Source organism: Pseudomonas sp. A0308 (assembly GCF_044218815.1).
Classification (GTDB): Bacteria; Pseudomonadota; Gammaproteobacteria; order Pseudomonadales; family Pseudomonadaceae; genus Aquipseudomonas; species Aquipseudomonas iridis.
In genome coordinates this window covers 2,936,797-2,962,699 of the sequence record NZ_CP162581.1, presented here as the reverse complement: position 1 = coordinate 2,962,699, position 25,903 = coordinate 2,936,797, and the positions used below count along the sequence as shown (strand labels likewise).

The window sequence follows — 25,903 nt, the reverse complement described above, 5'->3', positions numbered from 1 at the left end:
CTCAGCTGCGCGGTACTTCCCGCCCCGGTGTGTCGGGGGCCAGTTTGCCGGTTTGCAGCCAGTTCAGAGCGATGGGCCATAGTGTGGCTTGGTATGCGCTGCGAAAAAAGGCGAAATGTCCGACTTGTTGCTCACCGATGTCCTGCGGGGCGATGCGCAGGTGGGTTTTTGGCGCATGGCTGAAGTAGCTGAGCAGGCGCTCGATGGCTGCAATCGTGCCGTAAGGGTCGTCGCTGATACTGATCGCCAAGGTCTGTGCGCGGACGTTGGTAAAGGGCAGTTGGCCTGTTCTCGCCAACATCGCTCTGCCGCTTGGACGACGTTCGTAACGCGCAGTGGGCGTGCTCCAGTCGCGCACTACGCCTGCCGGCGTGTCTTCCAGCCAGCCGAGACGTTTGCCGGGGAAGTAACCGCAGAACAGCGTTAACAGCGGCATCAGCAGGTGCCATTTGCCGAACATCCGCCAGCGCTGTTCAGGCGCGTAATCGCGCCAGTAGGCGAACTGCGCGCCGACGGTTACCAGCCGTCGGATGACCTGTCCGGACTCACCGAGGCCAGCCGCGCAGCCACCAAAACTGTGGCCGACAACATCGATTGGCTGCCCGGGGAATTCCCGTTGTGCGCGCAGGAGCATCGCCTCGAAATCCAGCGCGCCCCAGTCTGTCCATGAGGCGTTAAGGCCTTTGATCGAACCGGGTCGAGATTCACCGATGCCACGGTAGTCGTAGGTGATGACGTCGAAGCCATTGGCGAACAGATAGGCAGCGAACCGCGAGTAATGACGGCAGTGCACCGAAGTGGCGGCGTTGATGATCACCACCGGACACTGGGTGTCGGGCAGGGCATGGCGCCAGGTAAAACCACCAAGGACAAAACCGTCGGGGGCTGTTTCCTTGAACGGATCACCTTGAAGCTCGGCAGCCAATGGCGGCTTGCGCTGCGCAGCTTGCAATGGGGGCGTGTCCTGACAGCTCATGGTGCTCGACCTTTGCGGGATGCTGCCCACGATAGTCGCAGCACCTTAAAGGGACAATCTGCAGTGCTTACTCGATAGATTCGGTAAGCAAGCGATCCTCGATCAATGCCTGTTCTCGATTTAGCTCTGCGCGAAGTTCCTCCTCGCTTGGTAGCACTGTTTTGTAGCTGCTGGCGAACAGCTGCTCATTGCCTTTGAGTATTGAGTAGCGCGCGACAGATTCGCTATTTTCTGCGCACAAGATGATTCCGACTGTCGGTTTGTCGCCTTCACTTCGCTTGAGCTCGTCGTACATGCGTACGTACATTTCCATTTGCCCGACATCGCGTGCGCTGAGCTTGCCGCGCTTAAGGTCAATGATCACAAAACATTTGAGTAGATAGTTGTAAAACACCAGATCGATGTACAGGTCTACGCCATCGGTACTGATTCGTTGCTGGCGGGCGACAAACGAGAAACCTTTGCCGAGTTCGAGCAGAAAACTTTGAAAGTGATCAATGAGTGCTTGCTCAAGCCCCGTTTCATTGACCTTGCCCGGAGATGGCAGGCCGAGAAATTCGAGAATGACGGGGTCGCGGATGAACTCGCGTGGATTGCAGTTCAGTGCGGCGATGTTGGTGGTAGCTTCCTCTATTACGCCTGCCTTGTCCCGACTCATTAGCAGGCGCTCGTAGTAGAGCGTATTGATCTGGCGATCCAAGGCGCGGCTCGACCAGTTGAGGGTGGCGCATTCGTCCATATACCACTGGCGAGCCTTTTCACTTTCGACCCTGAGCAACCTGCGATAGTGGGTCCAGCTCAATTCGGAACGCACTGCGTTCCAAATTGGGAAAAGCTGATAAAAGCTGCGCATGTAACGCAGATTTCGCTCATCAAAGCCTTTGCCGAACTGCGCCTTCAGTTCGTGCGCTAACAGGGCCAACAGTTGCTTGCCGTATCCCGCTCGTTTGGTTCCTTCCTGTTCAAACTCGACAATATGCCGGCCAATCTGCCAGCAGGTCTGAACCTGAATCGTATCGACCACACGCAGCACTTTTTGCCGAGCCTGGCGAATCAGTTCGCCAAGATCGCCCAGCAATGAATCGATTTTCGGATCTTGCGTGTCGGCAGGTTCAAGCTTGCTCATCGGGTCTTCCACGTCATTGGAAAAAGGAGCGCAAGCATGCCGGCAGTCGCTGGCCAGGGATGTCGGGCGAGGCTGTGAAGTCAGCAGGAAGACGGGATCGTTGTTGCAGGAAGTTGCTGGTGAAAGCGTTTCAGGTGGCTTCGGTCTGTAGTCCATTTCGTACGAGCGCCAAGTTCAAATCTTTCTAGAACGCGGCCCTCGCGCTTTTGATCAAACAAAAGGTAACTGTTGTGCTCTGCAACAGCCCGGGAGTCGTCATAACGGCGCAATCTGGTGTTCCACTGGAATGAAGCGGGATAGCGATCAGTGTGATTGCAAAGTTGAGACGCAGGTACAATCCCGCGCCTCATGTTTGGTGATTAAGGACGCGCTGGTTTGAAAAGGATTTTGCGTATTGGCTCAGTGGTGGGCCTGATGTTGATGCTGGCCGGTTGTGGAGCAATGATCGGGCGATTGAACGGTGACTCTGCAGAGCCTTACTACAAAGGTGTTGATGGCAACTTGCACTTGCTTGGCGTGAGAGGGGGAGACGGCATGCCCCATGCCGTCATCTGTTACATCATGATCGTCTGCCCGCTGATCACGGTGGTGTCCCTGCCGGTAGATGCTGCAGTGGACACGGTCTTGCTGCCAGTCGATTACGTCAACGCCCTCTGAAAGCAGCCCTGGTTTATCGCTTTGTGCGCTTGCCCTTGGGTTTTTCCACAGACTCCTGCGCTTTGCGATATGCCCATAACCCGAACACCCCGATCACCAGCAAAAAAACAGTGCCTATGCTCTGCCACACAAACTCAATCCAGAACCGCCGAGGTTGCAGGGCCAGGGTGTAGGTGCTGCGCGGGCCGCGATTGTTGGTGGTGATGGAGCCAGTGACCCAGCTGTCGATCAGCATCCAGATCGATGCACTGATGGCGAAGGCCATCAGCACGGCAACGAGAACGGTCAGCCAGTAAGTCACCCGGCTTGGGCGATAGGGCGGCGGATGGGGCAGGGGGATGCGGGGTCGTTTCTGGTTCATCGCGGGGGTGACCCTCTTCCGTAAGGGGCGGCCAAGGTATCGCGAATCCCTGGGGCGGCAACAGCCCTCGTCAAATCGCAGGCATAAAAAAACCCTGAATCTTGCGATTCAGGGTTTTCGGTATTTGGTGCCCAGAGACGGAATCGAACCGCCGACACGGGGATTTTCAATCCCCTGCTCTACCGACTGAGCTATCTGGGCAACGGGGCGCATTAAAAGGGTTTTTCGGATTCTCGTCAACGACTTTTTTAAAATTTCTTAAATTAATTCCGTCGCTTACGATCCGACCCCCGATTTTGCGGGGTTACTCCGCAGGCGGAACGTAGCCTTCGGCCTTGGCGTATTCCTCGCCGGAGAAGTACTTGTCCATTTCGCCCTGAAGATATTTGCGATCTTCGGCGTTCATCATGTTCAGGCGTTTTTCGTTGATCAGCAGGGTCTGGTGTTTCTGCCAGTCGGCCCAGGCCTTGGCCGAGACGTGGTCAAAAATATCCTGACCTTTTGCGCCCGGGAAAGGGGCGCGTTCCAGAGCGGGCAGTTCTTCTTTGTACTTACGGCACATGATGGTGCGGGTCATGCTGACTCTCCTGCATTCAATACGGCGGCCGCGCGTTCGAGCAAGGTCTTGACCGGGGCGGCGAGGCCCAGGCGCGGCGGGGTGGCGAGGTTATACCAGAGCCAGTCGGCCTCGGCCACGTGATGGCTGGCCTCCTGTACCTGAACCAGCCAGGGTTCGATGGACAATTGGAAGTGGCTGAAGGTGTGGACGAGGCTCGGCAACGCCTGCTGCTCGCCCAGTGCCAGCGAGTGCTGATCGGCGAGATGTTGCAGGTCGTCGAGGTCATCGAGTTCCGGCAGGCTCCACAAACCGCCCCACAAACCCGTCGAGGGGCGGCGATAAAGCAGAATCGCGCCTTTGCCATTGGCCAGCATCGGCATCAGCGTGCGCTTCTGCGGGATGGCTTTGCGCGGTTTGGGAATCGGATAGCGCGTCTCCAGGCCGAGCATGTGGGCTTCGCAGCCACGCTCCAGCGGACACAGCAGGCAGCTTGGCTTGCTGCGGGTGCACAGCGTGGCGCCGAGATCCATCATCGCCTGTGTGTAGGCGTTGACCCGATCGTGCGGCGTAAAGCGCTCAGCGTTGGCCCACAGCTGTTTGGCGACCTTCGGCTCGCCGGGGTAGCCCTCTTGCGCGGTAAAACGCGCCAGAACGCGTTTGACGTTGCCATCGAGGATCGGCGCGCGCAGGCCCATGCTGATGCTCGCGATGGCGCCAGCGGTGGACAGGCCGATACCCGGCAGCTTCACCAGCTTCTCGACATCGCGCGGAAACTCGCCAGCGTACTGGCTGACGACGATCTTCGCGGTTTTCTGCAGATTGCGTGCGCGGGTGTAGTAACCCAGGCCGGTCCACAGGTGCAGCACTTCGTCTTCCGGCGCTTCGGCCAGTGCTTCGACCGTTGGCAGCGCGGCCATGAAGCGGTCGAAGTAGTTGAGCACAGTGCTGACCTGAGTCTGCTGCAACATGATTTCCGACACCCACACCCGATACGGGTTGATGTTCTGCTGCCAAGGCAAATCGTGGCGGCCATGGCGGTCGAACCAATCCAGCACCGCCTCTGAAAACTGCTCCGCTCTCATCGCTTGAACAGCCCCTTCAATGCGTTTTTCAATTCCGGGCTGACTTTGTCGCCAAGTTTCTCGTCGATCTTCTCGCTGAGTTTGTCGCCGGCCAGTTTGCTCGCGACCTGGCCCATGCGTTCGTTGTCCAGACGGCACGCCTTGGCGCCCAGTTCCAGCGGACCCCGGCAACGCAGTGGCCACTCGATGCCGACGAATTTGTCGCCGACCTGACACGCCGGATCCGGCATGGCGCTGGTGTCGCCTTCGACGATGATGCCGACGCGGTAGTCCATGCCCAGCACCCGCAGATCGATGTCGCCGTCACCGTTGACGGTCATGCCCGGAATACGAACCTTGAGGTCCGGGTTGCTGGCAACGCCGTTACGGAAGGTCAGGTTGCCCTTGAGTTCCTGGAACGGAGTGTCCTTGCCCCGTGGCTCGCCGCTGAGTGATTTGCGATTGAGGGTGGCGATGCCTTTGCACAGTTGCTGCTCAAGGTTGGCGTTGAGCAGCACGCCGTTGTTGATGACGAAACTGGCGTTGCCGTTGAGGCTGTCGATCAACGCCTGTTGGCTGTTGCCGCTGCCGGTGAGGTTGCTGGTGAGCGTGACCAAACCTGTGACGGGCGGTTTTTTGCCTTGGCTTTCGAGGATTTTTTCCGCTGGCACCCGGTTGATTTTGGTCTGCAGGTTGAGCACCGGGGCGCTCGGGCGCACGTCGAGGGTGCCTTTGGCTTCGAAGCCGCCGTTGTACAGCTCGCCGCTGAGGTTACCGAGGGTCAGGAGGCCGCCCTGGCCGGTGGCTTTGAGCGCGGCATTCTGGATCGGCAGTTTGTCGAGGGTCAGTTGGCCGAAAGTCAGGTCGGCGTCCACATCGAGTTTGGCCAGGCGTTCAACCGGCAGCAGGCGCTCGGTGCTCCAAGCGGTTTTGCTCGGTTTGTCTGGCAGCGGTGTAGAACCCGCACCGGCGATGGCATTGGCTTCGGTGCTGGCGACTTCGGCCTGACGGGTTTGCGTGGCGTTGTTGGCCTTTTCCGATTTCGGCGGCAGGTAACGGTCGACGTTGAAGGTGTCTGCCTTGAGGGTCGCCCGTAACGATTGCTTGGCGAAGTCTTCGACGGCGATACGGCCGCTGAAGCTGCTGTCGTCGAGTTTCAGGTTGATGTTGTCGAACGCGACGCTGGTCGGTGTGGCCGCAATGCGGCTGACCAGTTCGACTTTGCTCAGGCTGCCTTCGGCCATGGCCGGAAGTTTCTGGCCGATGCTGTCGACGAATTTTGCCAGATCGAACTGGGCGATCGAGATGCCGCCAGTGATCTGCGGGGTCTTGTCGAGGTCGTTGGCTTTCAGTTCACCCAAGGCGCGCAATTGGTTGGCGGAGATCTTGATTCCGGTCCATTCGGCGACGTTCGCGGCTTTATCGAGCAATATTTGCCCTTGGGCGGAGAAGGTCATGGTCTTGCCTTGCAGCGGATCGCCCGCCACTTCGCCAGAGAGCTTCATGTCTTCGAATTTGTAGCGTTGCAGGGCGCGCTCGAAGCGCAGCTCGCCGTTGAGTTCGGTGCGCACGCGCAACACCGGTTGATTGGTGCCGAGAAATGCCGTGGCCTTGATCGGGATGTTGGTCGAGTCGTGCACCGGGCCGGTGCTCAATTGAATGCTCTCGGCGCTGAACTGCTTGCCGCTCAGTTCATCGGTGTACTCAACGCGGGCGTTGTTGACGGTCAGGCTGTCGATGTCGAGGCGGATCGGCTGCGCCGGTTTTTCCACCGCTACAGTGGGCTCGCTGGCGGGTTGACCGGGAGCAGTGGCCTGCGGCGTTGCACCAGGCGCGACTGGCGCCTTGCCGATATCTTCCCAGTTGCCATGGCCGTTTTTGTCACGGTTTAGGCGCAGGTTGAGACCTTCGACGCGCACATCGCTCATCTGCACTTCGCGGCGCAACAGCGGCAGCACGCGCACGGACAGACCGAGCATCTGCAAGTCGGCAAATGGTTCGGCAGGTTTGGCGAGGGTGGCGACGCTGGCTTCGTGCAATTCCAGGCCGAGCCACGGGAACAGGCTCCAACCGATATCGCCATTGAGCGTCAGCTCGATGTGGGCCTTGTCGCGGGCTATCTGGCGGATCTCGTCTTTATAGTCGTTGGGATCGAAGAGGTGGGTCAGGGCAAAGCCTGCCGCCACAATGATCAGCAACAGCCCGAGAAGTACCAGACCCAGGATTTTGCCGAACGCTTTCATGGGCGAGTCCTTGTAATTAGTCGAATTCGTAATTTAGCCGGGGAGTATAGCGCTGCATCAGTCTTCACTGCTGAGGCGTCCTGCCTAGGTCGTTGACTCGCCGCTTGTAGCGCTTCGACAACGGATGCGATGGGGGTTCCCCGCAGAGATACGATCAGGTGACAGAAAAAAGGTGATATCAGTTTGGTTTTTCTGTCACGTGCAAATGGTAACCTTCGCCGGTTCGTCCGTCCTTCTGCGACTTAACGTCGCGCCTTCAAGGAGCTTCACTCAAAAAAACGGTCATGCCTGCGTGCATAAGGCCGGGGGTGAACAGTGGCTGGCGAACCATACTAATAATTGGGGGATACACAATGAGCACGAGCATCACGGCGGATGGCTTCAAAGCCGATCAGCCCGCGTTCCTGTCCAAGGAACGCATCATCGCCAAGCCCGGTTTCAACCGTTGGCTGGTTCCACCGGCCGCTCTGGCCATTCACCTGTGCATCGGCATGGCCTACGGCTTTTCGGTGTTCTGGTTGCCGTTGTCCAAGGCGCTGGGCGTTACTGCACCGGTGGCTTGCGCGCCGGACATGAGCTTCATCGCACAAGTCTTCTCGTCGCAATGCGACTGGCCGATCTCGATGCTCGGCTGGATCTACACCCTGTTCTTCATCTTCCTCGGCTGCTCGGCAGCGATCTGGGGTGGCTGGCTGGAACACGCCGGACCACGTAAGGCTGGCGTTGTATCGGCCCTGTGCTGGTGCGGCGGTCTGCTGATTTCGGCGCTGGGGATTTATACCCACCAGATCTGGTTGATGTGGATCGGTTCCGGCGTGATCGGTGGTATCGGTCTGGGCCTGGGCTACATCTCGCCGGTGTCGACCCTGATCAAGTGGTTCCCGGACAAGCGCGGCATGGCGACCGGCATGGCGATCATGGGCTTCGGTGGTGGCGCGATGGTCGGTGCACCGTTGGCCGCAGCGCTGATGGGTCACTTCGCATCGCCAACTGGCGTCGGCGTGTGGCAGAGCTTCCTGGTGATGGCCGCGATCTACTTCGTGTTCATGATCGGCGGGGCACTGTCCTACCGTGTGCCGCCAACCGGCTGGAAGCCTGAAGGCTGGACCGCTCCGGCGAAAAAAGCTGCGAACGCGATGATCACTCATCGTCACGTACACGTGAATGTGGCGTGGAAAACCCCGCAATTCCGCCTGGTGTGGCTGGTGCTGTGCCTGAACGTCTCTGCCGGTATCGGCATCCTTGGCATGGCTTCGCCATTGTTGCAGGAAGTGTTCGGCGGCAAATTGATTGGTGTTGACCTGCCGTTCGGCCAACTGGATGCCGGGCAACTGGCTTCCATCGCCGCGATTGCTGCCGGTTTTACGGGTCTGCTGAGCCTGTTCAACATTGGTGGCCGCTTCTTCTGGGCATCGTTCTCGGACTACCTGGGCCGTAAAAACACTTACTTCGTGTTCTTTGCGCTGGGTTTTGCCCTGTACGCGCTGATCCCGAACCTGGGTCACCTGGGCAACGTTGCGCTGTTCGTGGCGGCGTTCTGCATCATCCTGTCGATGTACGGCGGTGGTTTTGCCACGGTTCCGGCGTATCTGGCCGACCTGTTCGGAACGCAGATGGTTGGCGCGATCCACGGTCGTCTGTTGACCGCTTGGGCGGCGGCCGGTGTGCTTGGTCCGGTGCTGGTGAACTACCTGCGTGAGTATCAACTGAGCATCGGCGTTGAACGCGCCGCCGCTTATGACATCACGTTGTATATCCTCGCCGGTCTGCTGGTGCTGGGCTTCCTGTGCAACCTGCTGGTGCGCCCGGTGGCTGACAAGTACTTCATGACCGACGCCGAACTGGCTGCTGAACAGGCGCTGGGCCATGACAAAGGTGCCGATGCGACCACCGTTCTGGAATGGAAAGCGGCACCGGGCAGCAAGCCGTTGGCCGTCGCTGCGTGGCTGGTGGTGGGTATTCCGTTGGCGTGGGGTGTGTGGGTGACCCTGCAGAAAACGGCGGTACTGTTTAACTAAATTGTTAGCTGCATAAGCGCGAAAACGGTGGGAGCGAGACTGCTCGCGAAGACGGAGTGTCAGTCGACATAAATGTTGGCTGATCTACCGCTTTCGCGAGCAGGCTCGCTCCCACACTTGTTTTTGTGGTGTGCCCGGTAGCTTGTATGCACATGTCTACCCGCGACACCCCCGGATTCACTCCGTCAGTCATATCACCTCTCGTGTTTCTGTTTCGCGCCCGCGTGCCTATAATGGCTGCCTTTTTCGCCCAATGATTTTGCGGAGCTGGTGATGGCCGAACGTAAGGCTTCTGTCGAGCGCGACACTCTGGAAACCCAGATCAAAGCCTCGATCAACCTTGATGGCACCGGAAAGGCCCGATTCGATATCGGTGTTCCTTTTCTTGAGCACATGCTGGATCAGATCGCCCGTCACGGGTTGATCGACCTGGATATTGAATGCAAGGGCGATCTGCATATCGACGACCACCATACGGTGGAAGACGTCGGTATCACCCTCGGCCAGGCTTTCGCCAAAGCCATCGGCGATAAAAAAGGCATCCGTCGCTACGGTCACGCCTATGTGCCGCTCGATGAAGCGCTGTCGCGCGTGGTGATCGATTTCTCCGGTCGTCCGGGCCTGCAAATGCACGTGCCGTACACCCGCGCCACCGTTGGCGGCTTCGACGTTGACCTGTTCCAGGAATTCTTCCAGGGCTTCGTCAACCACGCGCTGGTCAGCATGCACATCGACAACCTGCGTGGCACCAACACTCACCACCAGATCGAAACCGTGTTCAAGGCTTTCGGCCGCGCGCTGCGCATGGCTGTCGAGCTCGACGAGCGCATGGCCGGGCAGATGCCATCGACCAAAGGCGTTCTGTAATGCAGACGGTTGCAGTTATCGATTACGGCATGGGTAACCTGCACTCGGTGGCCAAGGCCCTCGAGCATGTCGGCGCCGGTAAAGTGTTGATCACCAGCGATGCGAACGTGATCCGCGAAGCTGACCGTGTGGTGTTTCCGGGTGTCGGCGCGATTCGCGATTGCATGGCGGAGATCCGTCGCCTCGGGTTTGATTCGCTGGTGCGTGAAGTCAGCCAGGATCGTCCGTTCCTCGGCATCTGTGTCGGCATGCAAGCCTTGCTCGATACCAGCGAAGAGAACGACGGCGTCGACTGCATCGGCCTGTTCCCGGGCGCGGTGAAGTTCTTCGGCAAAGACTTGCATGAAGACGGCGAACACCTGAAAGTCCCGCACATGGGCTGGAACGAGGTGAAGCAGAAGGTCAGTCACCCGCTTTGGCACGACATTCCGGACATGGCGCGTTTCTATTTCGTGCACAGCTACTACATTGCCGCCGCCAACGCGCGGCAGGTGGTGGGCGGCGGTCATTACGGTGTCGATTTCGCTGCAGCGCTGGCCGATGGCTCGCGTTTCGCCGTGCAGTTTCACCCGGAGAAAAGCCATACCCATGGCCTGCAATTGCTGCAGAACTTCGCAGCGTGGGACGGTCGCTGGTAAATGGCCGCCAAGAAGTCCAAACCGCCGATCCTGACCCTCACTCCCGAACAGGAGAACGAGGCCAATCACAAGATCAAGCGGTTCATGGAGGATCGTTTCGAACTGGACCTGGGTTCGTTCGAAGCGGCAGAAATTCTTGAGCTGTTTACCCGCGAAATTGCTCCGCACTATTACAACAGGGCGATTTTCGATGTGCAGACCCACCTCAAAGAGCGGTTTGAAAGCATCGAAAGCGACCTGTGGGCGCTCGAAAAAAATTAGGAGCAGCTGCAAGCTTCAAGCTGTCAGCTGCAAGAATCAGACACCCGTGCGCGCTTGCAGCTTAAAGCTTGCAGCTTGCAGCTCTTTGACGAAGGAAAAGCATGCTAATTATTCCTGCTATCGATCTTAAAGACGGTGCCTGCGTGCGTCTGCGCCAGGGCCGCATGGAAGATTCCACGGTGTTCTCCGATGACCCGGTGAGCATGGCTGCCAAGTGGGTGGAGGGCGGCTGCCGTCGTCTGCATCTGGTCGACCTGAACGGCGCCTTCGAAGGCCAGCCGGTCAACGGCGAAGTGGTTACCGCCATCGCCAAACGCTATCCGAACCTGCCGATCCAGATCGGCGGCGGCATTCGCTCTCTGGAGACCATCGAGCACTACGTCAAGGCTGGCGTGAGCTACGTGATCATCGGCACCAAAGCCGTGAAAGATCCGGCCTTCGTCGCCGAAGCATGCCGCGCGTTTCCGGGCAAAATCATCGTCGGCCTCGACGCCAAGGACGGTTTTGTCGCCACTGACGGCTGGGCTGAAATCAGCACCGTGCAGGTCATCGATCTGGCCAAGCAGTTTGAAGCCGACGGCGTGTCTTCGATCGTTTATACCGACATCGCCAAAGACGGCATGATGCAGGGCTGCAACGTACCGTTCACCGCTGCGCTGGCTGCGGCAACGAAGATCCCGGTGATCGCTTCCGGCGGTATCCACAACCTCGGTGACATCAAGTCGCTGCTCGACGCCAGGGCGCCGGGCATCATCGGCGCCATCACTGGCCGGGCGATCTATGAGGGGACTTTGGATGTTGCAGAGGCTCAATCTTTTTGTGATGGCTACGCGGCCAGCTCCAAGTTGTAAGCTGCAAGCTGCAAGTTAGAAAATCGACCGTGATCGGCTTTTTCTTGCAGCTCGTAGCTTGAAGCTTGCAACTCTTAATCGGAGATTAAGCCCATGGCGTTAGCCAAGCGCATCATCCCTTGCCTGGACGTGGATAACGGCCGGGTCGTCAAAGGTGTGAAGTTCGAGAACATCCGCGACGCCGGTGACCCGGTGGAAATCGCCCGTCGTTATGACGAGCAGGGCGCCGACGAGATTACGTTTCTCGATATCACCGCCAGCGTCGATGGCCGCGACACCACGCTGCATACAGTCGAGCGCATGGCCAGTCAGGTGTTCATCCCGCTGACCGTTGGCGGTGGCGTGCGCACCGTGCAAGACATCCGCAACCTGCTCAATGCCGGCGCGGACAAGGTGTCGATCAACACCGCAGCCGTGTTCAACCCGGAATTCGTTGGCGAAGCCGCGCAGCACTTCGGCTCGCAGTGCATCGTCGTCGCCATTGATGCGAAGAAGGTTTCCGGCCCGGGCGAAACCCCGCGCTGGGAAATCTTCACCCACGGTGGGCGCAAGCCGACCGGTTTGGACGCGGTCGAGTGGGCGAAGAAAATGGAAGGCCTGGGGGCCGGTGAGATCCTGCTGACCAGCATGGATCAGGACGGCATGAAAAACGGTTTCGACCTCGGCGTGACCCGCGCCATCAGCGATGCACTGGGCATTCCAGTGATCGCTTCCGGTGGTGTCGGCAACTTGCAGCACTTGGCCGACGGCATCCTTGAAGGCCACGCCAGCGCAGTGTTGGCGGCGAGTATTTTCCATTTTGGCGAATACACCGTGCAGGAAGCCAAGGCCTATATGGCCCATCGCGGGATCGTGATGCGCTAAGTGCCTCAGATGCGGCGGCGCCGCTTGGCGGTTCAGATCGATCGTCAAGCGGCCAGGTCCTCAATCTGTCCCAGAGCTTTGCAGCAGATCTGTACGGACCTCTGAAGTGCTGAGATTCCGATCCATGGTGTAACTGCACAGCGTCAATGGCAGGGCATCGAGCGGTACCAGAATATGGCGTTGTTGTAATGTGCTGGTGAATAACAGTCGTGTGCATCACGTACAGTTTTTGATCGATAGAAGTATCGCGAGATCCGGATGCGCTAAAACGGTACAGGCCAGTGGACAGCATGGCGTGCCCAAGGCACTCTTGGGCACGCCATGGATTTCGGTAGCCCGACATGATCAAACGCCTGCTTCTTGTTCTTGCCAGTGCCTCTGTGTTGCTGCTCAACACCGTCCGGGCCGAAAACAGTCCCGACACTGATCTGGTGCTCCTCACCGAAAACTTCCCGCCCTACAACATGGCGAAGAACGGCAAGAATTTCGCCCAAGGCGAGAACATCAACGGCATCGCCACCGACATCGTTCGCGAGATATTCCAGCGTGCCGGCGTCACTTACAGCCTGACCCTGCGGTTCCCCTGGGAGCGGGTGTACAAGCTGGCGCTGGAAAATCCCGGTTACGGTGCCTTTGTGATGGCGCGTCTGCCGGATCGTGAAAAACTCTTCAAGTGGGTCGGTCCGATCGGCCCCGACGACTGGATCCTGTTGGCCAAGGCTGACAGCAAGATCACCCTCGAAACCCTCAATGACGCGCGCAAGTACAAAATCGGCGCCTACAAAGGCGACGCGATTGCCGAGACGCTGACCAAGCAAGGCTTGAAGCCCGTGGTCGTGCTGCGCGATCAGGACAACGCCAAGAAGCTGGTCAGCGGACAGATTGATCTGTGGGCAACGGGAGATCCTGCCGGGCGTTACCTCGCGCGGCAGGAGGGTGTGACGGGGCTGAAAACGGTGCTGCGCTTCAATAGCGCCGAGTTATACCTGGCGTTGAACAAGGACGTCTCCGATGACGTCGTCGCCAGGCTGCAGGACGCACTCGATCAACTGCGCAAAGAAGGTGTAGTGGACGAAATCATGGCGCGGTATCTGTAACCTCCTCCAGCGCCGTTTCCGCCAGCGGGGTGGCGCTGTCGTTGTCCGTCGCGGGGATGTCCGCGACCCCTGGCACTTGCGCTTCCGGCGCCACAGCAACGGTGCTGGCAGGCGCCCCCGGTGTGTATTGGCTGATGTGCAGGCTGCGACCGTCGGTATAACTGAACGTAGTGGTCACCGGCGTACCGTCTGCGCGCACAAGACTGTAGTCACTCTGAATCAGATAAACCGCCACGGCCTTATGGCTGTCCACTACCGCTACGACGTCGATCGCAGAGGTATCGAGCCATTCATTGTTGGGCATTTCGCATTGCGTCAACTCATGGCTGAGCCGAGCCGAAAACAGAAACGGACTGGGTACCTGCGCGCCCCACTGCACGCCAAATTCGATGGAGGTCAGTGTCGAGAACGCCCATTGACCTCGCGTGCGTTGCTCGCGCTGGGCTGACCATCGGAATGTCGTACTGTCTTGCCCGCTGTTGTGACCATGGCCGACGAGCACATAGTGATCCGTGCGCTCCAGTTGATAGAAGGGCGAGTGGTCTCGCTGCTCCAGTGGAGTGAACAAGGGATCCTTGACGGCGAACCAGGGCAGCCTGGCTGTGTAGGTCGGCTGCTCAGGCGCTTGCAGGGGCTCAGGCGTTACCCCGAGAAGCACGGGTGCTGTCGGTTTTGGATTGACTTGAACCGCAAGGTGCAGGCGTAACGAATACACCAGAAAATTCGCCGGCAGCGCGTAACCGCTGACACCGGCGAACGTGCCGGGCGCCAGGTGCATTTCCCCCGAAGCGGCCACCGGCGGCGCGGCGCTCCACGTGCTGATGCTCTGCCGCGCACCACTGCCTTTGTCATTCCAGATCAGATCGCATGTGGCTGACGCGCTGACAAGGTCGGCCCGTACGCAGCGAACGGCATTGCGAGAAGGTTTTTCGTGGCTGTTGGAACACACCGAGCCCAGCGCGACGTAACCTTCCGGCGGGAGAGGGCGCCAGACGGAGCCGTTCTTGGTCGCGCCGGAGCCTGAGTCTTTCCAGACCAGTTCGAAGTCGGTCGGTGCGCTCAGGGCCTTGCCTTTTTCGGGATCGGCCGCCGGTGTGCTCGCCTCGCACACCACCGCCACGACTTTCTTGTTGTTGATGTTGTCACGGCCCGGATGGACGACGTCGCCTAATGGAAAGTAGCCGGGCAGCACATCGGCCGCCGGGGTCGGGCGCCAGAAAGACGCCGGTTCCGCGTTGGAGCCGTAGGTGTCCCAGATGCTCAGGAACTCGGTCGTAAAGTTGATCAGCAGGTTGTCGACCCTGATGGGTTCCCTCTGCCAGTCGGATACTTGAGCGTTGTCGTAAATAGTCATGGTCACTCCTGATAGTTGAACAGCGACTCAAGGGAGTCGCGACCTGTTGCAGGTCTCACTATCCGGAAGTGCGAGGGGTGACTGGTGGTAACTATCTATTGCCTGACGCAACAGGCCGTTACCGGTAGAGGCCGTCCTTGCCATGACCGGCCATGGCGCGATTGCTGCGCACGCTGATCATTTGTTTAATGTCGATCCACTCAATGCCTTGAGCTTTAAGCTTGGGCAACTCTCGCTCCAGCACGGCCAGCGTTTGTGGATAAGGATGGCCGATCATTACCGCTGAACCCTGTTTGCGCGCGAGGCTGATCGCGGTCTGCAACTGGGTGAAGATTGCCGCCTCGGTGCGCTCGTCATCGAGAAAAACATCGCGCGAAACACTCGCCAGATTGATCTTCTGCGCTTGCTGCGCGGCCACGGTCTGCGCACTGGTGCGGCTGTCGACGAAGAACTTGTGGCGTCGCTGCAACTCTCCCATCAACCAGGCCATTGCCTCCGGTTGCGCCGTCATGCGGCTGCCCATGTGGTTATTGATGCCCGCGGTGTACGGGACCATTTTGAACGCGGCGTTCAGACGCTTTTCGAGTTCTTCGATGGGCAGTTCGGGATGCCAGGCGTACGGGCCGGTCGCCGGATCCATGGGCATGTGCAAGATGACGATCTTGCCGGCACGATGGGCTTCACGGGCAAATTCGGTGGCGTGGGGCGTGTCGGGCATGATCGCCGCGGTCACCGGGCCGGGCAGGGCCAGCACGCGGCGATCCCGGGGCAGGCTTTGCCCCAGGTCGTCGATGATCAGTGTCAGGTAGGCTTTGTGAGGCGTAGAGCCGGCGGGTTGTGCGTGAGCAGCACCCGCCAGACAGCACAGCAGAACGAAGACGAAACGCAAAAACATCCTCAGCGGCCGGACGTAATGCTCAGGCCTTTGAGCAGGCTCAGGGCCTGGGCCAGTTGGTAATCGTCATCCTGCGGCATGGCCTTGGCCTTGCCTGCGGAACCGCTCGGTTTGTCGGCGCCGCCGTTGCCGTTGCCCAAATGGCCCTGCAGATCGGCTTCCTTGAAGTATTCGCTGTCCGCCTCGCTCGTGATCTTGGCTTTGCGCACTTCGATGTCCGGGACGATGCCCTGGGCCTGGATCGAACGGCCATTGGGCGTGAAGTACAGCGCGGTGGTGATCTTCAGTGCGCGGTCGTTGTTCAGCGGCAGCACAGTCTGTACCGAGCCTTTGCCGAAACTGGTGGTGCCCATGACCACGGCGCGTTTCTGGTCCTGCAGAGCACCGGCGACGATTTCCGACGCCGAGGCGCTGCCACCGTTGATCAGCACGACCATCGGCACTGCTTCGCTTTCGTCTTTGCCGGTAGCAGAGAAACGCAGCTCGGAGTTGGCGATGCGGCCTTTGGTGTAGACGATCAGACCTTTGGTGATGAAGTGGTCGACCACTTCCACCGCGGCCTGCAACACGCCACCCGGGTTGTTGCGCAGGTCGAGAACAATGCCGTTGAGCTTCTTGCCGTTGTCCTTGCGCATCTTCGCCAGGGCCTTGGAGACCTCATCGCCGGTCTTGACCTGGAACTGAGTGATGCGGATATAGCCGTAGCCCGACTCCAGCAGCTGCGACTTGACGCTCTTCACCTGAATCAAGGCGCGCGCCAGGGTCACGTCGAATGGCGTGCCACCGTCGCGTACCAGGGTCAGGGTGATTTTCTGGCCGATCTTGCCGCGCATCTTGTCCACGGCTTCGGTCATGGTCTGGCCGCGAGTCGGCTGACCGTTGATCTTGACGATGAAGTCGCCAGCCTGAATGCCGGCCTTCGACGCTGGCGTGTCATCGATTGGCGAGACGACTTTGATAAAGCCGTCTTCGGCGCCGACTTCAATGCCCAGGCCGCCGAACTCGCCGCTGGTGCTTTCCTGCAACTCGGTGAAGTCTTCAGGGCCCAGATAAGCCGAGTGCGGATCAAGGTTGCTGAGCATGCCCTTGATCGCGTTTTCCAGCAGAGTCTTGTCGTCCACCGGCTCGACGTATGCGGCTTTGATCCGGTCCATGACCTCGGCAAAGGTGCGCAACTCTTCCAGCGGCAGCGGGGCCTTGGAGGTCGCAGCTGTGCCTGCCGGAGCGACGGCCGGAGCCGGTTGAGCGGCAAACGCCAGAGGCGCGCCGATCACCAGGGCGATCGTCAGGGCCAGCGAGGTAAGGCGGGACAAATGCAGCATGTCGAACAAACTCCTGAATTAGGTGGTGCGCTTATCCTTGCGCACGACACCATTGCGCCGGATCACTCGGGTGACCCTGCTGACGAATTGCAAAATACAGCGCTGATGTGTCCTGACCGCCACTGTTACCGACAGTGGAGATGGACTCACCGGCTTTAACCACGTCACCCGCCGACTTGAGCAGTGTCTGGTTGTGACCGTAAAGACTCAGAAAACCATTGCCGTGATCGAGGATCACCAGCAACCCGGCGCCCCGCAGCCAATCGGCAAACACCACGCGCCCACCGTGTACGGCATGCACCTGGCTGCCGGCGGAGGCGCTGATCATCACGCCATCCCACTTGGTGCGGGCGTCATCGCCACGGCTTTCACCGAAGCGTGCCAGCAATCGACCATCAACCGGCCATGGAAGTTTTCCCCGGGTTGCCGCAAAAGCCCCGCCAAAGGTTTCGCCACTGCTGGAAACCAGTGCGCCGGGAGACGATTTGACAGGTTTTCGTGGGGCGTCACTGGTGTCCGATTCTGCATCCGCGTGGGCTTGCGCCTCACGCAAACGCTTTTTTTCCGCTTCCTGCTGGGCGATCAGCGCTTTTTTTCGCGCTTCTTCTGCCTCACGGGCCTGACGGGCCAGAGTTTCTTCAATGGTCTTGAGGACTTTAGACAGGTCTGCCTGATCCTGCTCGCGGGCGGCGAGTTTCTGGTCGCGAGCCTTGACGTCCTCGTTGAGCTTGGCCAGCACTTGCTGGCGCTCCTTGCGAACTTTTTCGAGTTCGTCGCGCTGGGTGTCGAGGTCGCTTTTCTGTACCAGCAATTGCGCCTGCTGCAAGCCGATGTCTTTTTCGACATTAGCCAGTTGGCGCAGGGTTTCGTTGAAGTTTTTCAACTGCTCCAGGCGAGCCTGGCTCAGGTAATCGTAATAGGTGAGGGTGCGGGCGAACTTCTCGGGATTCTGCTGGTTGAGCAGCAGTTTGAGGTACTCCTGACGGCCGTTCTGATAGGCCGCACGGGCCTGAATGGCGATCAGTCGTTGTTGTTCAGTGCGCGCGCTCTGGAGTTTTTTTTTCTCTGCATCGAGTCGTTGCAGCTCGGATTCGCTTTTCTGCAGTTCTTTTTGCAGTGCATCGACCTGCTTCTGCAGCTTGCCCAGCTCGGTCTCAGTGCCCTTGAGCTCTTTCTGTACGCCGGACTTTTCTTCCTGAACCTTGCTCAGCAGCTTTTTCAGCTCGGCAATGTCCTGACGCGTTGCGTCCAGCTGCTGTTGGGTTTGCGCGCGCTCGTCAGCGAAGGCCGGTTGGAGCAGGCAGGTCAGAGCGAGGGCAATCAGGACGCGAAGCATAGGGGCGGGCGGCACCAGGGTAATGGACGGCCTAGTATGCCCGCCCGAGGCTGCAAAAAAAACGCCCAATTGGGGCTGTGTGATAACTGGAGCGCCAGACAGGCTTAATTCCATTTCGAAAACCCCATAAGCCACTGTGGGAGCTGGCTTGCCAGCGATGGCGTCTGAACATTCAACATAGCTGTTGGCTGTCAGATTGCTATCGCTGGCAAGCCAGCTCCCACAGGGTTGAGCGGTGTTTTGAGGCCGCGGATTAAACCAGAATCGAAGTCCCGGTCATTTCCACCGGTTTTTCCAGACCCAGCAACTTGAGCATGGTCGGCGCCACGTCCGCCAGCACGCCGCCTTCACGGACCTTGAGGTCACGCTTGCCGACGTAAATGAACGGCACCGGCTCGGTGGTGTGTGCGGTGTGCGCCTGGTGAGTTTCTTCATCGGCCATTTTTTCGACGTTGCCGTGGTCAGCGGTGATCAGCGCTTCGCCGCCCACCTTGTCCAGTGCTTCGACGATGCGCCCGACGCAAGTGTCCAGGCATTCAACCGCTTTCACTGCCGCTTCAAACACGCCGCTGTGGCCGACCATGTCGCCGTTGGCGTAGTTGACCACGATCACGTCGTAACGCTGGTTTTCGATGGCTTCGACAATACGGTCGGTCACTTCCGGCGCGCTCATTTCCGGCTGCAGGTCGTAAGTGGCGACTTTCGGCGACGGGATCAGGATGCGTTCTTCGCCCGGGAACGGTTCTTCACGGCCGCCGGAGAAGAAGAAGGTGACGTGGGCGTATTTCTCGGTTTCAGCGATGCGCAGCTGGGTTTTGCCGTTTTTTGCCAGATAGTCGCCCAGCACGTTTTCCAGGCTGCCCGCCGCGAAAGCCGACGGTGCAGGAATGCTCGCGGCGTATTGCGTCAGCATGACAAAACCGGCCAGTTTTGGCTGGCGCGCGCGCTCGAAGTCCTTGAAATCGTCTTCGACGAACACGCGGGTCAGCTCACGGGCACGGTCGGCGCGGAAGTTCATGAACACCACGGCGTCACCGTCTTCGACTTTGACCGGCTCACCGATGGTGGTGGCTTTGACGAATTCGTCGCTCTCGCCACGGGCGTAAGCGGCGTCCAGGCCTTCCTGAGCGGTGGCAGCGTTGAATTCGCCGTTGCCGTCGACGATCAGGTTGTACGCCTGGGCCACGCGATCCCAGCGGTTGTCACGGTCCATGGCGAAGTAGCGGCCGACGATGCTGGCGATGCGGCCCTTGCCGAGTGCCTGGAACGTCGCATCGAGCAGTTCGATCGACGAAGCAGCGCTTTTGGGTGGCGTGTCGCGGCCGTCGAGGAAAGCGTGCAGATAGATTTTTTCGGCGCCGCGCTTGAAGGCCAGTTCGGCCATGGCGATCAGGTGATCCTGATGACTGTGCACGCCGCCATCCGACAGCAGGCCCATGAAGTGCACGGCTTTGCCGGCAGCCACGGCTTTATCCACAGCGGCGCAGATGGTCGGGTTCTCGAAGAACTCGCCGTCGCGGATCGATTTGGTCACGCGGGTGAAGTCCTGATACACCACGCGACCGGCGCCGAGGTTCATGTGGCCGACTTCGGAGTTGCCCATCTGGCCGTCCGGCAGACCGACGTCCATGCCGCTGCCCGAGATCAAGCCGTTCGGCTGGTTGGCCGTCAGGCGATCCAGCACAGGCTTCTTCGCCGCAAAAACGGCATTGGATTCGGGGCTGTCGCTGTGACCGAAGCCGTCGAGAATGATCAGGACCAAAGGTTTAGGCGTGGTAGTCATGGAATCCACTCGTGGCTAATAAAGAAGAGGGCGATGGAAAAGGGAGTTGGAGTTTAAAGCGAAGTTCCGACCGCGTCACCGCCGGACGGGGTTTGGCCCACCATAGTGGCTGTGTATACTGGCCGACATTTTAACGCCCTGGAACCTCCTTCGATGGTTGCTCACCTGATTGAATTTGCCACTAACCACTACATTCTTGTCGGTATCTTCGTCGTACTGCTGGCTCTGCTGCTGGCGCACACGATGCAGGGCGGCGGTAAAAGCCTGAGCACCGGTGAGCTGACCGCGCTGGTCAACAAAGACGCGGGCGTGGTGGTAGACATTCGCACAGCCAAGGATTTCGCTGCCGGCCACATCGTTGGCGCGGTGAATATTCCTCAGGACAAACTGGCCGCACGCGTCGCCGAGCTGGAAAAACACAAGGCCAAGACCATCATTCTGGTCGATGCCCTGGGCCAGACCGCTGGCACTCATGCCCGCGAACTGATGAAATCCGGCTTCACCGCCGCCAAGCTGTCCGGCGGGATCTCCAGCTGGAAAGGCGACAACCTGCCGTTGGTGAAGTGACATGAGCGAAGTCATCGTCTACTCCAGCGATTACTGCCCTTACTGCTCGCGAGCCAAGTACCTGCTCGAGAACAAAGGCGTGGCCTTCAAAGAGATCAAGGTCGATGGCAAGCCGCAGGTGCGTGCCGAAATGGCCCAGAAAGCCGGACGCACGTCCGTGCCGCAGATCTGGATCGGCAGCAAGCACGTCGGCGGCTGTGACGATTTATTCGCCCTGGAGCGCGCCGGCAAGCTCGACGCGCTGCTCAAGGCCTGAACGGCTGCACCCACGTACAGCACTCCCTAAAAGACCCAAGATCAGAAAGGATCTGAGATGACTGACCAACAGAACACTGCAGCCAGCGAAGAAGAAACCGCACCGCAATTTTCCTTGCAGCGCATCTACGTACGCGACTTGTCCTTCGAAGCCCCGAAAAGCCCGGCGATCTTTCGCCAGCAGTGGGACCCGGCGGTCGGTCTGGATCTGAACACTCGTCAGAAAGAACTGGAAGGCGATTTCTACGAAGTCGTACTGACCCTGTCCGTTACCGTGAAAAACGGTGAAGAAGTCGCCTTCATCGCTGAAGTGCAACAGGCCGGTATCTTCCTGATCAAGAACCTGGACGCGGCTTCGATGAGCCACACCCTGGGTGCGTTCTGCCCGAACATCCTGTTCCCGTACGCTCGCGAAACCCTGGACAGCCTGGTAACCCGCGGTTCGTTCCCGGCGCTGATGCTGGCTCCGGTGAACTTCGATGCCCTGTACGCGCAAGAGCTGCAGCGCATGCAGGAAAGCGGCGAGACGCCAACCGTTCAATAAGACGGTTCAGCAATACCCCATGTGGGAGCGAGCCTGCTCGCGATAGCGGTATGTCAGAGTGACTGACACTCCGTAATCGCGAGCAGGCTCGCTCCCACATTTGTTTTGCAGTGTTACTTGAAGTCGTTCTGCCGCCACGCCTCATACACGGCCACCGCCACGGTGTTGGACAGGTTCAGGCTGCGGCAGCCCTCGCGCATCGGCAGGCGCAGGCGCTGTTCGGCCGGCAGGGCGTCGAGCACTTCTGGTGGCAGGCCTCGGCTTTCCGGACCGAAGATGAACGCATCGCCCGGCACGAACGCAGCATCATGAAACGGCCGCGAACCCTTGGTGGTGAACGCGAACAGGCGTGGATTGCCTAAACTTTCCAGGCAACTGGCGAGGTCGGCGTGGCGTTGCAGCGTGGCGTATTCGTGGTAGTCGAGACCGGCCCGACGCAGGCGCTTGTCGTCCATCTCGAAGCCCAGCGGTTCGATCAAATGCAGGTGGCAGCCGCTGTTGGCGCATAGCCTGATAACGTTGCCGGTATTCGGCGGAATTTCTGGTTGAAAAAGGATGACGTGAAACATGCACGGCTCCGAAGGTAAAGATGACGCGCATTCTACGCCGCAAGCGGACTCGCGTTCGAAACTATTCCCGCGGGTGATCGGTTCGCTGGCGATTGTCGGTTTGATGATCGGTTTGATGATTGGCCGCCTGACCACGCCAGATCCGAGCGTATTGCAGCAGGTCGAAATGACTGAAAGCGGGTTGGTGGTGTGGTTCAACAACGAACCGAAACTGCACGGCGAGATCATCGACGGCACGGTGGCGCTGTTGTTTCAGGCTGATGGGCGGGCGCAGAAAGGCCAGCTCAAGCTCAATGGCAAAGATGTGAATTGGCGTACGCGAATGAGTGATGGCGGGTTGTTGTTGACGGTGCTGGCGGCGCGGCCGCTGCAGGGAGATTGGGCCGGCAGCGAGATCGATGACCGCTGGCGGCTGGAGATTCACCTGCGAGAGCAATAAAAGCGGGAATCCCTGACCTGCCTGTATCAGGGTTCCCAAAACGGGGTGGACTTTCGCTTGAGCGAAACGCCCGGTGTAAAGAGGGAACCCCCGGCCTGCCTGTACCAAGGATCCCAAAAGGGTGAGCTCGTCGCTTTGCGGTGCGAGCCCGATGTAAAGAGGGGAATCCCCGGCCTGCCTGTACCAAGGTCCCCGAAACGGGTGGTGAAACGAATCACCTGTAAGAGGTATTGCAGGAGGTGTGCCAGGTTTTAATTTTTTGAAACAAAAGCAGCTGTCGGAAACACGAAAGCCCCAGATTACGGGGCTTTCGTGTTTTTGAAGTTGAAGTTTTGCAGTGGTTTGGATTTGGCTAGTCAGCCGCCGGATATGCTCGATTGCGGGTCAAAGTGCATTACGGTGGTGCACGGCTGAATTGCCCTCACCCTCACCCTCTCCCAGAGGGAGAGGGGACTGATCGAGGGATACTAAAGAGACACGCCGACCTGAAAGTCCGAGTCGAACTCACATTTGGCAGCGACATAAATCGGCTCCCTCTCCCTCGGGAGAGGGCTGGGGTGAGGGGGAGAGATCTTGAGTACACATACGGCCTCAAGCGAACGAGGTGTTTACCCCTCATCCCCCTCATCATCATCCCCGCCATCGACCTTCATCCCCAATTCCTTGATCTTGCGCGTCAGGGTATTTCGCCCCCAACCCAGCAAGACTGCGGCATCACGACGACGCCCGGCGGTGTGCTTCAGAGCCGTCTCGATCATGATCCGCTCAAATGCCGGCACCGCGCTGTCGAGCAGGTTCGACTGGCCACGCGCCAACGCCTGATCGGCCCACTGGCGCAGCGCTTGCTCCCAGTTGGTCACTGGCGCCGAATCCTGCGGCAGGTTGAGCAACTCTGGCGGCAAGTCGCTGATGTGCACTTCGCGCCCGGACGCCATGACCGTGATCCAGCGGCAGGTGTTCTCCAGCTGGCGCACGTTGCCGCCCCACGGCAGGTTCTTCAGATATTCCTCAGTCTCGCTTTTCAGCAACTTCGGCTCCACCGCCAGTTCCTGCGCAGCGCGGCTGAGGAAGTGTCGGGCCAGCGTCGGGATGTCTTCGCGACGATCCGACAGGCGAGGAATGTGGATACGGATCACGTTGAGGCGGTGGAACAAGTCCTCACGGAATTTCCCGGCGTGCACCAGGGTTTCCAGATTCTGGTGAGTCGCGGCGATGATCCGCACGTCAACCTTGACCGGCACATGGCCGCCAACGCGATAGAACTCGCCATCGGCCAGAACCCGTAGCAAACGGGTTTGGGTGTCCGCCGGCATGTCGCCGATTTCATCGAGGAACAGCGTGCCGCCATCGGCCTGTTCGAAGCGCCCGCGACGCAGGTTGGCCGCGCCGGTGAACGCGCCTTTCTCGTGGCCGAACAGCTCGGACTCCATCAGGTCCTTGGGGATCGCCGCCATATTCAGCGCGATGAACGGCGAGGCCGCACGCGGGCTGTGACGGTGCAGAGCGTGGGCGACCAATTCTTTACCGGTGCCGGATTCGCCGTTGATCAGCACGGTGATGTTGGAGTGACTCAAGCGGCCGATGGCACGAAACACTTCCTGCATCGCCGGCGCTTCGCCGATGATTTCAGGGGTGCGGGTCAGTGCTGGCACGACCTGCAGGCCTTGCTGTTCTTGCGCATGCTGATTGGCGCGCTTGACCAGCGACACCGCTTCATCAACGTCGAACGGCTTTGGCAGGTACTCGAACGCACCGCCCTGATAGGAGGCGACAGCGCTGTCCAGATCGGAGTGAGCGGTCATGATGATGACCGGCAGCCGTGGGTGCTGCTCACGAATCCGCGCCAACAGGTCCAGACCGCTGGCGCCCGGCATGCGGATGTCGGAGATGATCACGTCCGGCTGTTGACGGGCCAGACGACTCATCACGCCATCGGCGCTGTCGAAGCTCTGGGTGGTCATGCCTTCTTGCTGCAGGGCTTTTTCCAGAACCCAACGGATAGAACGGTCGTCATCGACGATCCACACGGTTTCACTACGGCTCATGTCGATGTGGCTCCTTGTTCCAGTGGCAGAAAGATCGAGAACGTGGTGTGGCCTGGATGGCTGTCACATTCGATCAGGCCCTGGTGCTGGCTGATGATGTTCTGGGTGATGGCCAGGCCCAGCCCGGTACCGTCCGGGCGGCCGCTGACCATGGGAAAGAAAATGGTTTCCTGCAGTTCCGCCGGAATGCCCGGGCCGTTGTCGATGATCTCGATCTTGGTCACCAGACGATGGCGGACGTGGCCGATGGTGAACTGGCGCATGGTCCGGGTACGCAAGCTGATGCGGCCCAGACGCAGCTCGTTCTGGCTGCTGATCGCCTGCATCGCATTGCGCACGATGTTCAGCACGGCCTGAATCATTTGCTCGCGGTCGATCAACACGTCGGGAATGCTCGGGTCGTAATCGCGCACCAGCGTGATGCAGCCCTGGCTCTCCGCTTCGACCAGATGGCAGACACGCTCGAGCACCTCGTGAACGTTGCACATGGCCAGCGACGGCAACTTGTTCGAACCCAGCATGCGGTCGACCAGATTGCGCAGGCGATCGGCCTCTTCAATGATCACGTTGGTGTAATCGCGCAGGCTTTCTTCCGGCAGCTCGCGGGCCAGCAATTGCGCAGCGCCACGGATGCCGCCGAGCGGGTTCTTGATCTCGTGGGCGAGGCCGCGCACCAGCATCTTGCTGGTTTCCTGCTTCGACAGCTGTGCCTCTTCCTTGGTGATCCGCAGCAGGCGATCTCGCGGGTGGACTTCCAGCAGGAGCAGGGTCGCGCCGTTGTTGAGGATCGGCGTCACCGCGTAATCCACCGTCAGGGTCTGACCAGTGAGGGCGGTGAGCATGGCTTCGCGCTTGGTGAACGGGTGCGCCTGCTCCACGGCCTGGCGCAACGAGTTGAGCGCCTCGGCGGACTCAGTGAACAGCTCACTGATGAACTGCCCATGGCTGCGCTGGCCGCTGATCGCCAGCAGCATCTCCGCTGCCGGGTTCATGTACTCGAGGCGCAATTCGGCATCGAGCAAGATGGTGGCGGTGGTCAGGTTGTCGAGCAGCAAGCGTGGGATTGCGTCGCTAATAGTCATCAAGGCCTCTTTTGGGGGCGGAGCGTGCGCAAGAAACAAGCGTGTTCAGATGGAAAATGCAAAAACCAAACCAAGGCTCCGAAAAGAAGCGTTCAACCCCTGAAACGGGCGTTTGACGCTCGTTTGCGTGGCG

General features: G+C 59.4%; 26 protein-coding genes and 1 tRNA gene. 12 read left to right on the top strand and 15 right to left on the bottom strand.

What is annotated here, in order from left to right; translation table 11 throughout:
• Window position 1: 1 nt before the first annotated feature.
• Both AB4P92_RS13570 and AB4P92_RS13565 read right to left on the bottom strand, forming a co-directional pair.
• Window positions 2-976, bottom strand: a complete 975-nt coding sequence (locus tag AB4P92_RS13570) for an alpha/beta fold hydrolase (RefSeq protein ID WP_261736219.1) — start codon at window positions 974-976, stop codon at window positions 2-4.
• A 67-nt stretch (window positions 977-1,043) separates the two neighbouring features.
• Window positions 1,044-2,102 carry a YhcG family protein gene (locus AB4P92_RS13565; protein ID WP_395599528.1) on the bottom strand — a complete coding sequence of 353 codons (1,059 nt, stop codon included), beginning with the start codon at window positions 2,100-2,102 and terminating at the stop codon, window positions 1,044-1,046.
• Window positions 2,103-2,477: 375 nt separating this feature from the next.
• Between AB4P92_RS13565 and AB4P92_RS13560 the strand changes: the two genes are divergently transcribed.
• Entirely contained in the window at window positions 2,478-2,759 is a 282-nt protein-coding gene (locus tag AB4P92_RS13560; protein WP_395599527.1) for a YceK/YidQ family lipoprotein, read from the top strand.
• A gap of 13 nt (window positions 2,760-2,772) precedes the next feature.
• Here the strand turns inward: AB4P92_RS13560 and AB4P92_RS13555 are convergent, their stop codons facing one another.
• The 5 genes from AB4P92_RS13555 to AB4P92_RS13535 form a co-directional block, all read right to left on the bottom strand.
• Complete coding sequence (locus AB4P92_RS13555) at window positions 2,773-3,120, bottom strand: hypothetical protein (protein ID WP_395599526.1); 348 nt, start codon at window positions 3,118-3,120, stop codon at window positions 2,773-2,775.
• A gap of 125 nt (window positions 3,121-3,245) precedes the next feature.
• Window positions 3,246-3,321: transfer RNA gene (locus AB4P92_RS13550), tRNA-Phe, on the bottom strand.
• A gap of 103 nt (window positions 3,322-3,424) precedes the next feature.
• Window positions 3,425-3,697, bottom strand: a complete 273-nt coding sequence (locus AB4P92_RS13545) for an oxidative damage protection protein (RefSeq protein WP_008024947.1) — start codon at window positions 3,695-3,697, stop codon at window positions 3,425-3,427.
• On the bottom strand, window positions 3,694-4,761 hold the full coding sequence (gene mutY, locus AB4P92_RS13540) for an A/G-specific adenine glycosylase (RefSeq protein ID WP_395599525.1): 1,068 nt from the start codon (window positions 4,759-4,761) through the stop codon (window positions 3,694-3,696). The genes AB4P92_RS13545 and mutY overlap by 4 nt, the downstream gene beginning before the upstream one ends.
• Window positions 4,758-6,983 (bottom strand): AsmA family protein, encoded by a 2,226-nt coding sequence (locus AB4P92_RS13535; RefSeq protein WP_395599524.1) that lies wholly within the window; start codon window positions 6,981-6,983, stop codon window positions 4,758-4,760. The genes mutY and AB4P92_RS13535 overlap by 4 nt, the downstream gene beginning before the upstream one ends.
• A gap of 353 nt (window positions 6,984-7,336) precedes the next feature.
• On the opposite strand from AB4P92_RS13535, the gene AB4P92_RS13530 reads away from it, so the two are divergent.
• The 7 genes from AB4P92_RS13530 (at window position 7,337) to AB4P92_RS13500 (ending at window position 13,579) form a co-directional block, all read left to right on the top strand.
• Window positions 7,337-9,001 (top strand): OFA family MFS transporter, encoded by a 1,665-nt coding sequence (locus AB4P92_RS13530; protein WP_042557194.1) that lies wholly within the window; start codon window positions 7,337-7,339, stop codon window positions 8,999-9,001.
• Window positions 9,002-9,274: 273 nt separating this feature from the next.
• Entirely contained in the window at window positions 9,275-9,868 is a 594-nt protein-coding gene (hisB, locus tag AB4P92_RS13525) for an imidazoleglycerol-phosphate dehydratase HisB (protein ID WP_042557195.1), read from the top strand.
• The gene (gene hisH / locus AB4P92_RS13520; protein ID WP_008080553.1) at window positions 9,868-10,506 is read left to right on the top strand and encodes an imidazole glycerol phosphate synthase subunit HisH; all 639 of its coding nucleotides are present in this window, start codon (window positions 9,868-9,870) and stop codon (window positions 10,504-10,506) included. The genes hisB and hisH overlap by 1 nt, the downstream gene beginning before the upstream one ends.
• Window positions 10,507-10,767 carry a DUF2164 domain-containing protein gene (locus AB4P92_RS13515; protein ID WP_042557196.1) on the top strand — a complete coding sequence of 87 codons (261 nt, stop codon included), beginning with the start codon at window positions 10,507-10,509 and terminating at the stop codon, window positions 10,765-10,767.
• A gap of 101 nt (window positions 10,768-10,868) precedes the next feature.
• Window positions 10,869-11,618 (top strand): 1-(5-phosphoribosyl)-5-[(5-phosphoribosylamino)methylideneamino]imidazole-4-carboxamide isomerase, encoded by a 750-nt coding sequence (gene hisA / locus AB4P92_RS13510; RefSeq protein ID WP_042557197.1) that lies wholly within the window; start codon window positions 10,869-10,871, stop codon window positions 11,616-11,618.
• A 93-nt stretch (window positions 11,619-11,711) separates the two neighbouring features.
• Window positions 11,712-12,482, top strand: coding sequence for an imidazole glycerol phosphate synthase subunit HisF (gene hisF, locus AB4P92_RS13505; RefSeq protein ID WP_007897430.1), 771 nt, complete (start codon window positions 11,712-11,714; stop codon window positions 12,480-12,482).
• A gap of 341 nt (window positions 12,483-12,823) precedes the next feature.
• Window positions 12,824-13,579 carry an ABC transporter substrate-binding protein gene (locus tag AB4P92_RS13500; RefSeq protein ID WP_042557198.1) on the top strand — a complete coding sequence of 252 codons (756 nt, stop codon included), beginning with the start codon at window positions 12,824-12,826 and terminating at the stop codon, window positions 13,577-13,579.
• On the opposite strand, the gene AB4P92_RS13495 is transcribed toward AB4P92_RS13500, so the two are convergent.
• The 5 genes from AB4P92_RS13495 to gpmI all read right to left on the bottom strand — a co-directional run bounded on the left by AB4P92_RS13495 (window position 13,560) and on the right by gpmI (window position 20,269).
• Window positions 13,560-14,933: a Vps62-related protein gene (locus AB4P92_RS13495; protein WP_395599523.1), complete on the bottom strand. Its 1,374-nt coding sequence runs from the start codon at window positions 14,931-14,933 to the stop codon at window positions 13,560-13,562. The genes AB4P92_RS13500 and AB4P92_RS13495 overlap by 20 nt on opposite strands.
• Before the next feature lie 118 nt (window positions 14,934-15,051).
• Entirely contained in the window at window positions 15,052-15,828 is a 777-nt protein-coding gene (locus AB4P92_RS13490) for a divergent polysaccharide deacetylase family protein (RefSeq protein ID WP_395599522.1), read from the bottom strand.
• A 2-nt stretch (window positions 15,829-15,830) separates the two neighbouring features.
• Window positions 15,831-17,150, bottom strand: coding sequence for a S41 family peptidase (locus AB4P92_RS13485; protein WP_395599521.1), 1,320 nt, complete (start codon window positions 17,148-17,150; stop codon window positions 15,831-15,833).
• A gap of 31 nt (window positions 17,151-17,181) precedes the next feature.
• Window positions 17,182-18,486 (bottom strand): murein hydrolase activator EnvC, encoded by a 1,305-nt coding sequence (locus AB4P92_RS13480; RefSeq protein WP_047299349.1) that lies wholly within the window; start codon window positions 18,484-18,486, stop codon window positions 17,182-17,184.
• A gap of 253 nt (window positions 18,487-18,739) precedes the next feature.
• On the bottom strand, window positions 18,740-20,269 hold the full coding sequence (gene gpmI / locus AB4P92_RS13475) for a 2,3-bisphosphoglycerate-independent phosphoglycerate mutase (RefSeq protein WP_115146014.1): 1,530 nt from the start codon (window positions 20,267-20,269) through the stop codon (window positions 18,740-18,742).
• Between the two features lie 153 nt (window positions 20,270-20,422).
• Here gpmI and AB4P92_RS13470 point away from each other — a divergent pair, with 153 nt between their 5' ends.
• From AB4P92_RS13470 to secB, 3 genes are read left to right on the top strand one after another with little or no spacing between them, the layout of a single operon-like run.
• Window positions 20,423-20,836, top strand: coding sequence for a rhodanese-like domain-containing protein (locus AB4P92_RS13470; protein WP_042557204.1), 414 nt, complete (start codon window positions 20,423-20,425; stop codon window positions 20,834-20,836).
• A 1-nt stretch (window position 20,837) separates the two neighbouring features.
• Window positions 20,838-21,092, top strand: a complete 255-nt coding sequence (grxC, locus tag AB4P92_RS13465) for a glutaredoxin 3 (protein WP_042557205.1) — start codon at window positions 20,838-20,840, stop codon at window positions 21,090-21,092.
• Window positions 21,093-21,149: 57 nt separating this feature from the next.
• Window positions 21,150-21,635: a protein-export chaperone SecB gene (secB, locus tag AB4P92_RS13460; protein WP_042557206.1), complete on the top strand. Its 486-nt coding sequence runs from the start codon at window positions 21,150-21,152 to the stop codon at window positions 21,633-21,635.
• Between the two features lie 113 nt (window positions 21,636-21,748).
• Here secB and AB4P92_RS13455 read toward each other — a convergent pair whose 3' ends face one another.
• The gene (locus AB4P92_RS13455; RefSeq protein WP_003220777.1) at window positions 21,749-22,204 is read right to left on the bottom strand and encodes a tRNA (cytidine(34)-2'-O)-methyltransferase; all 456 of its coding nucleotides are present in this window, start codon (window positions 22,202-22,204) and stop codon (window positions 21,749-21,751) included.
• Between AB4P92_RS13455 and AB4P92_RS13450 the strand changes: the two genes are divergently transcribed.
• On the top strand, window positions 22,203-22,643 hold the full coding sequence (locus AB4P92_RS13450) for a hypothetical protein (protein ID WP_395599520.1): 441 nt from the start codon (window positions 22,203-22,205) through the stop codon (window positions 22,641-22,643). The genes AB4P92_RS13455 and AB4P92_RS13450 overlap by 2 nt on opposite strands.
• Before the next feature lie 608 nt (window positions 22,644-23,251).
• On the opposite strand, the gene ntrC is transcribed toward AB4P92_RS13450, so the two are convergent.
• Together ntrC and glnL are read right to left on the bottom strand one after the other, a co-directional pair.
• On the bottom strand, window positions 23,252-24,688 hold the full coding sequence (gene ntrC, locus AB4P92_RS13445; RefSeq protein WP_042557208.1) for a nitrogen regulation protein NR(I): 1,437 nt from the start codon (window positions 24,686-24,688) through the stop codon (window positions 23,252-23,254).
• Entirely contained in the window at window positions 24,685-25,770 is a 1,086-nt protein-coding gene (glnL, locus tag AB4P92_RS13440) for a nitrogen regulation protein NR(II) (RefSeq protein ID WP_150593895.1), read from the bottom strand. Before glnL ends, ntrC begins: the two co-directional genes overlap by 4 nt.
• Window positions 25,771-25,903 lie beyond the last annotated feature (133 nt).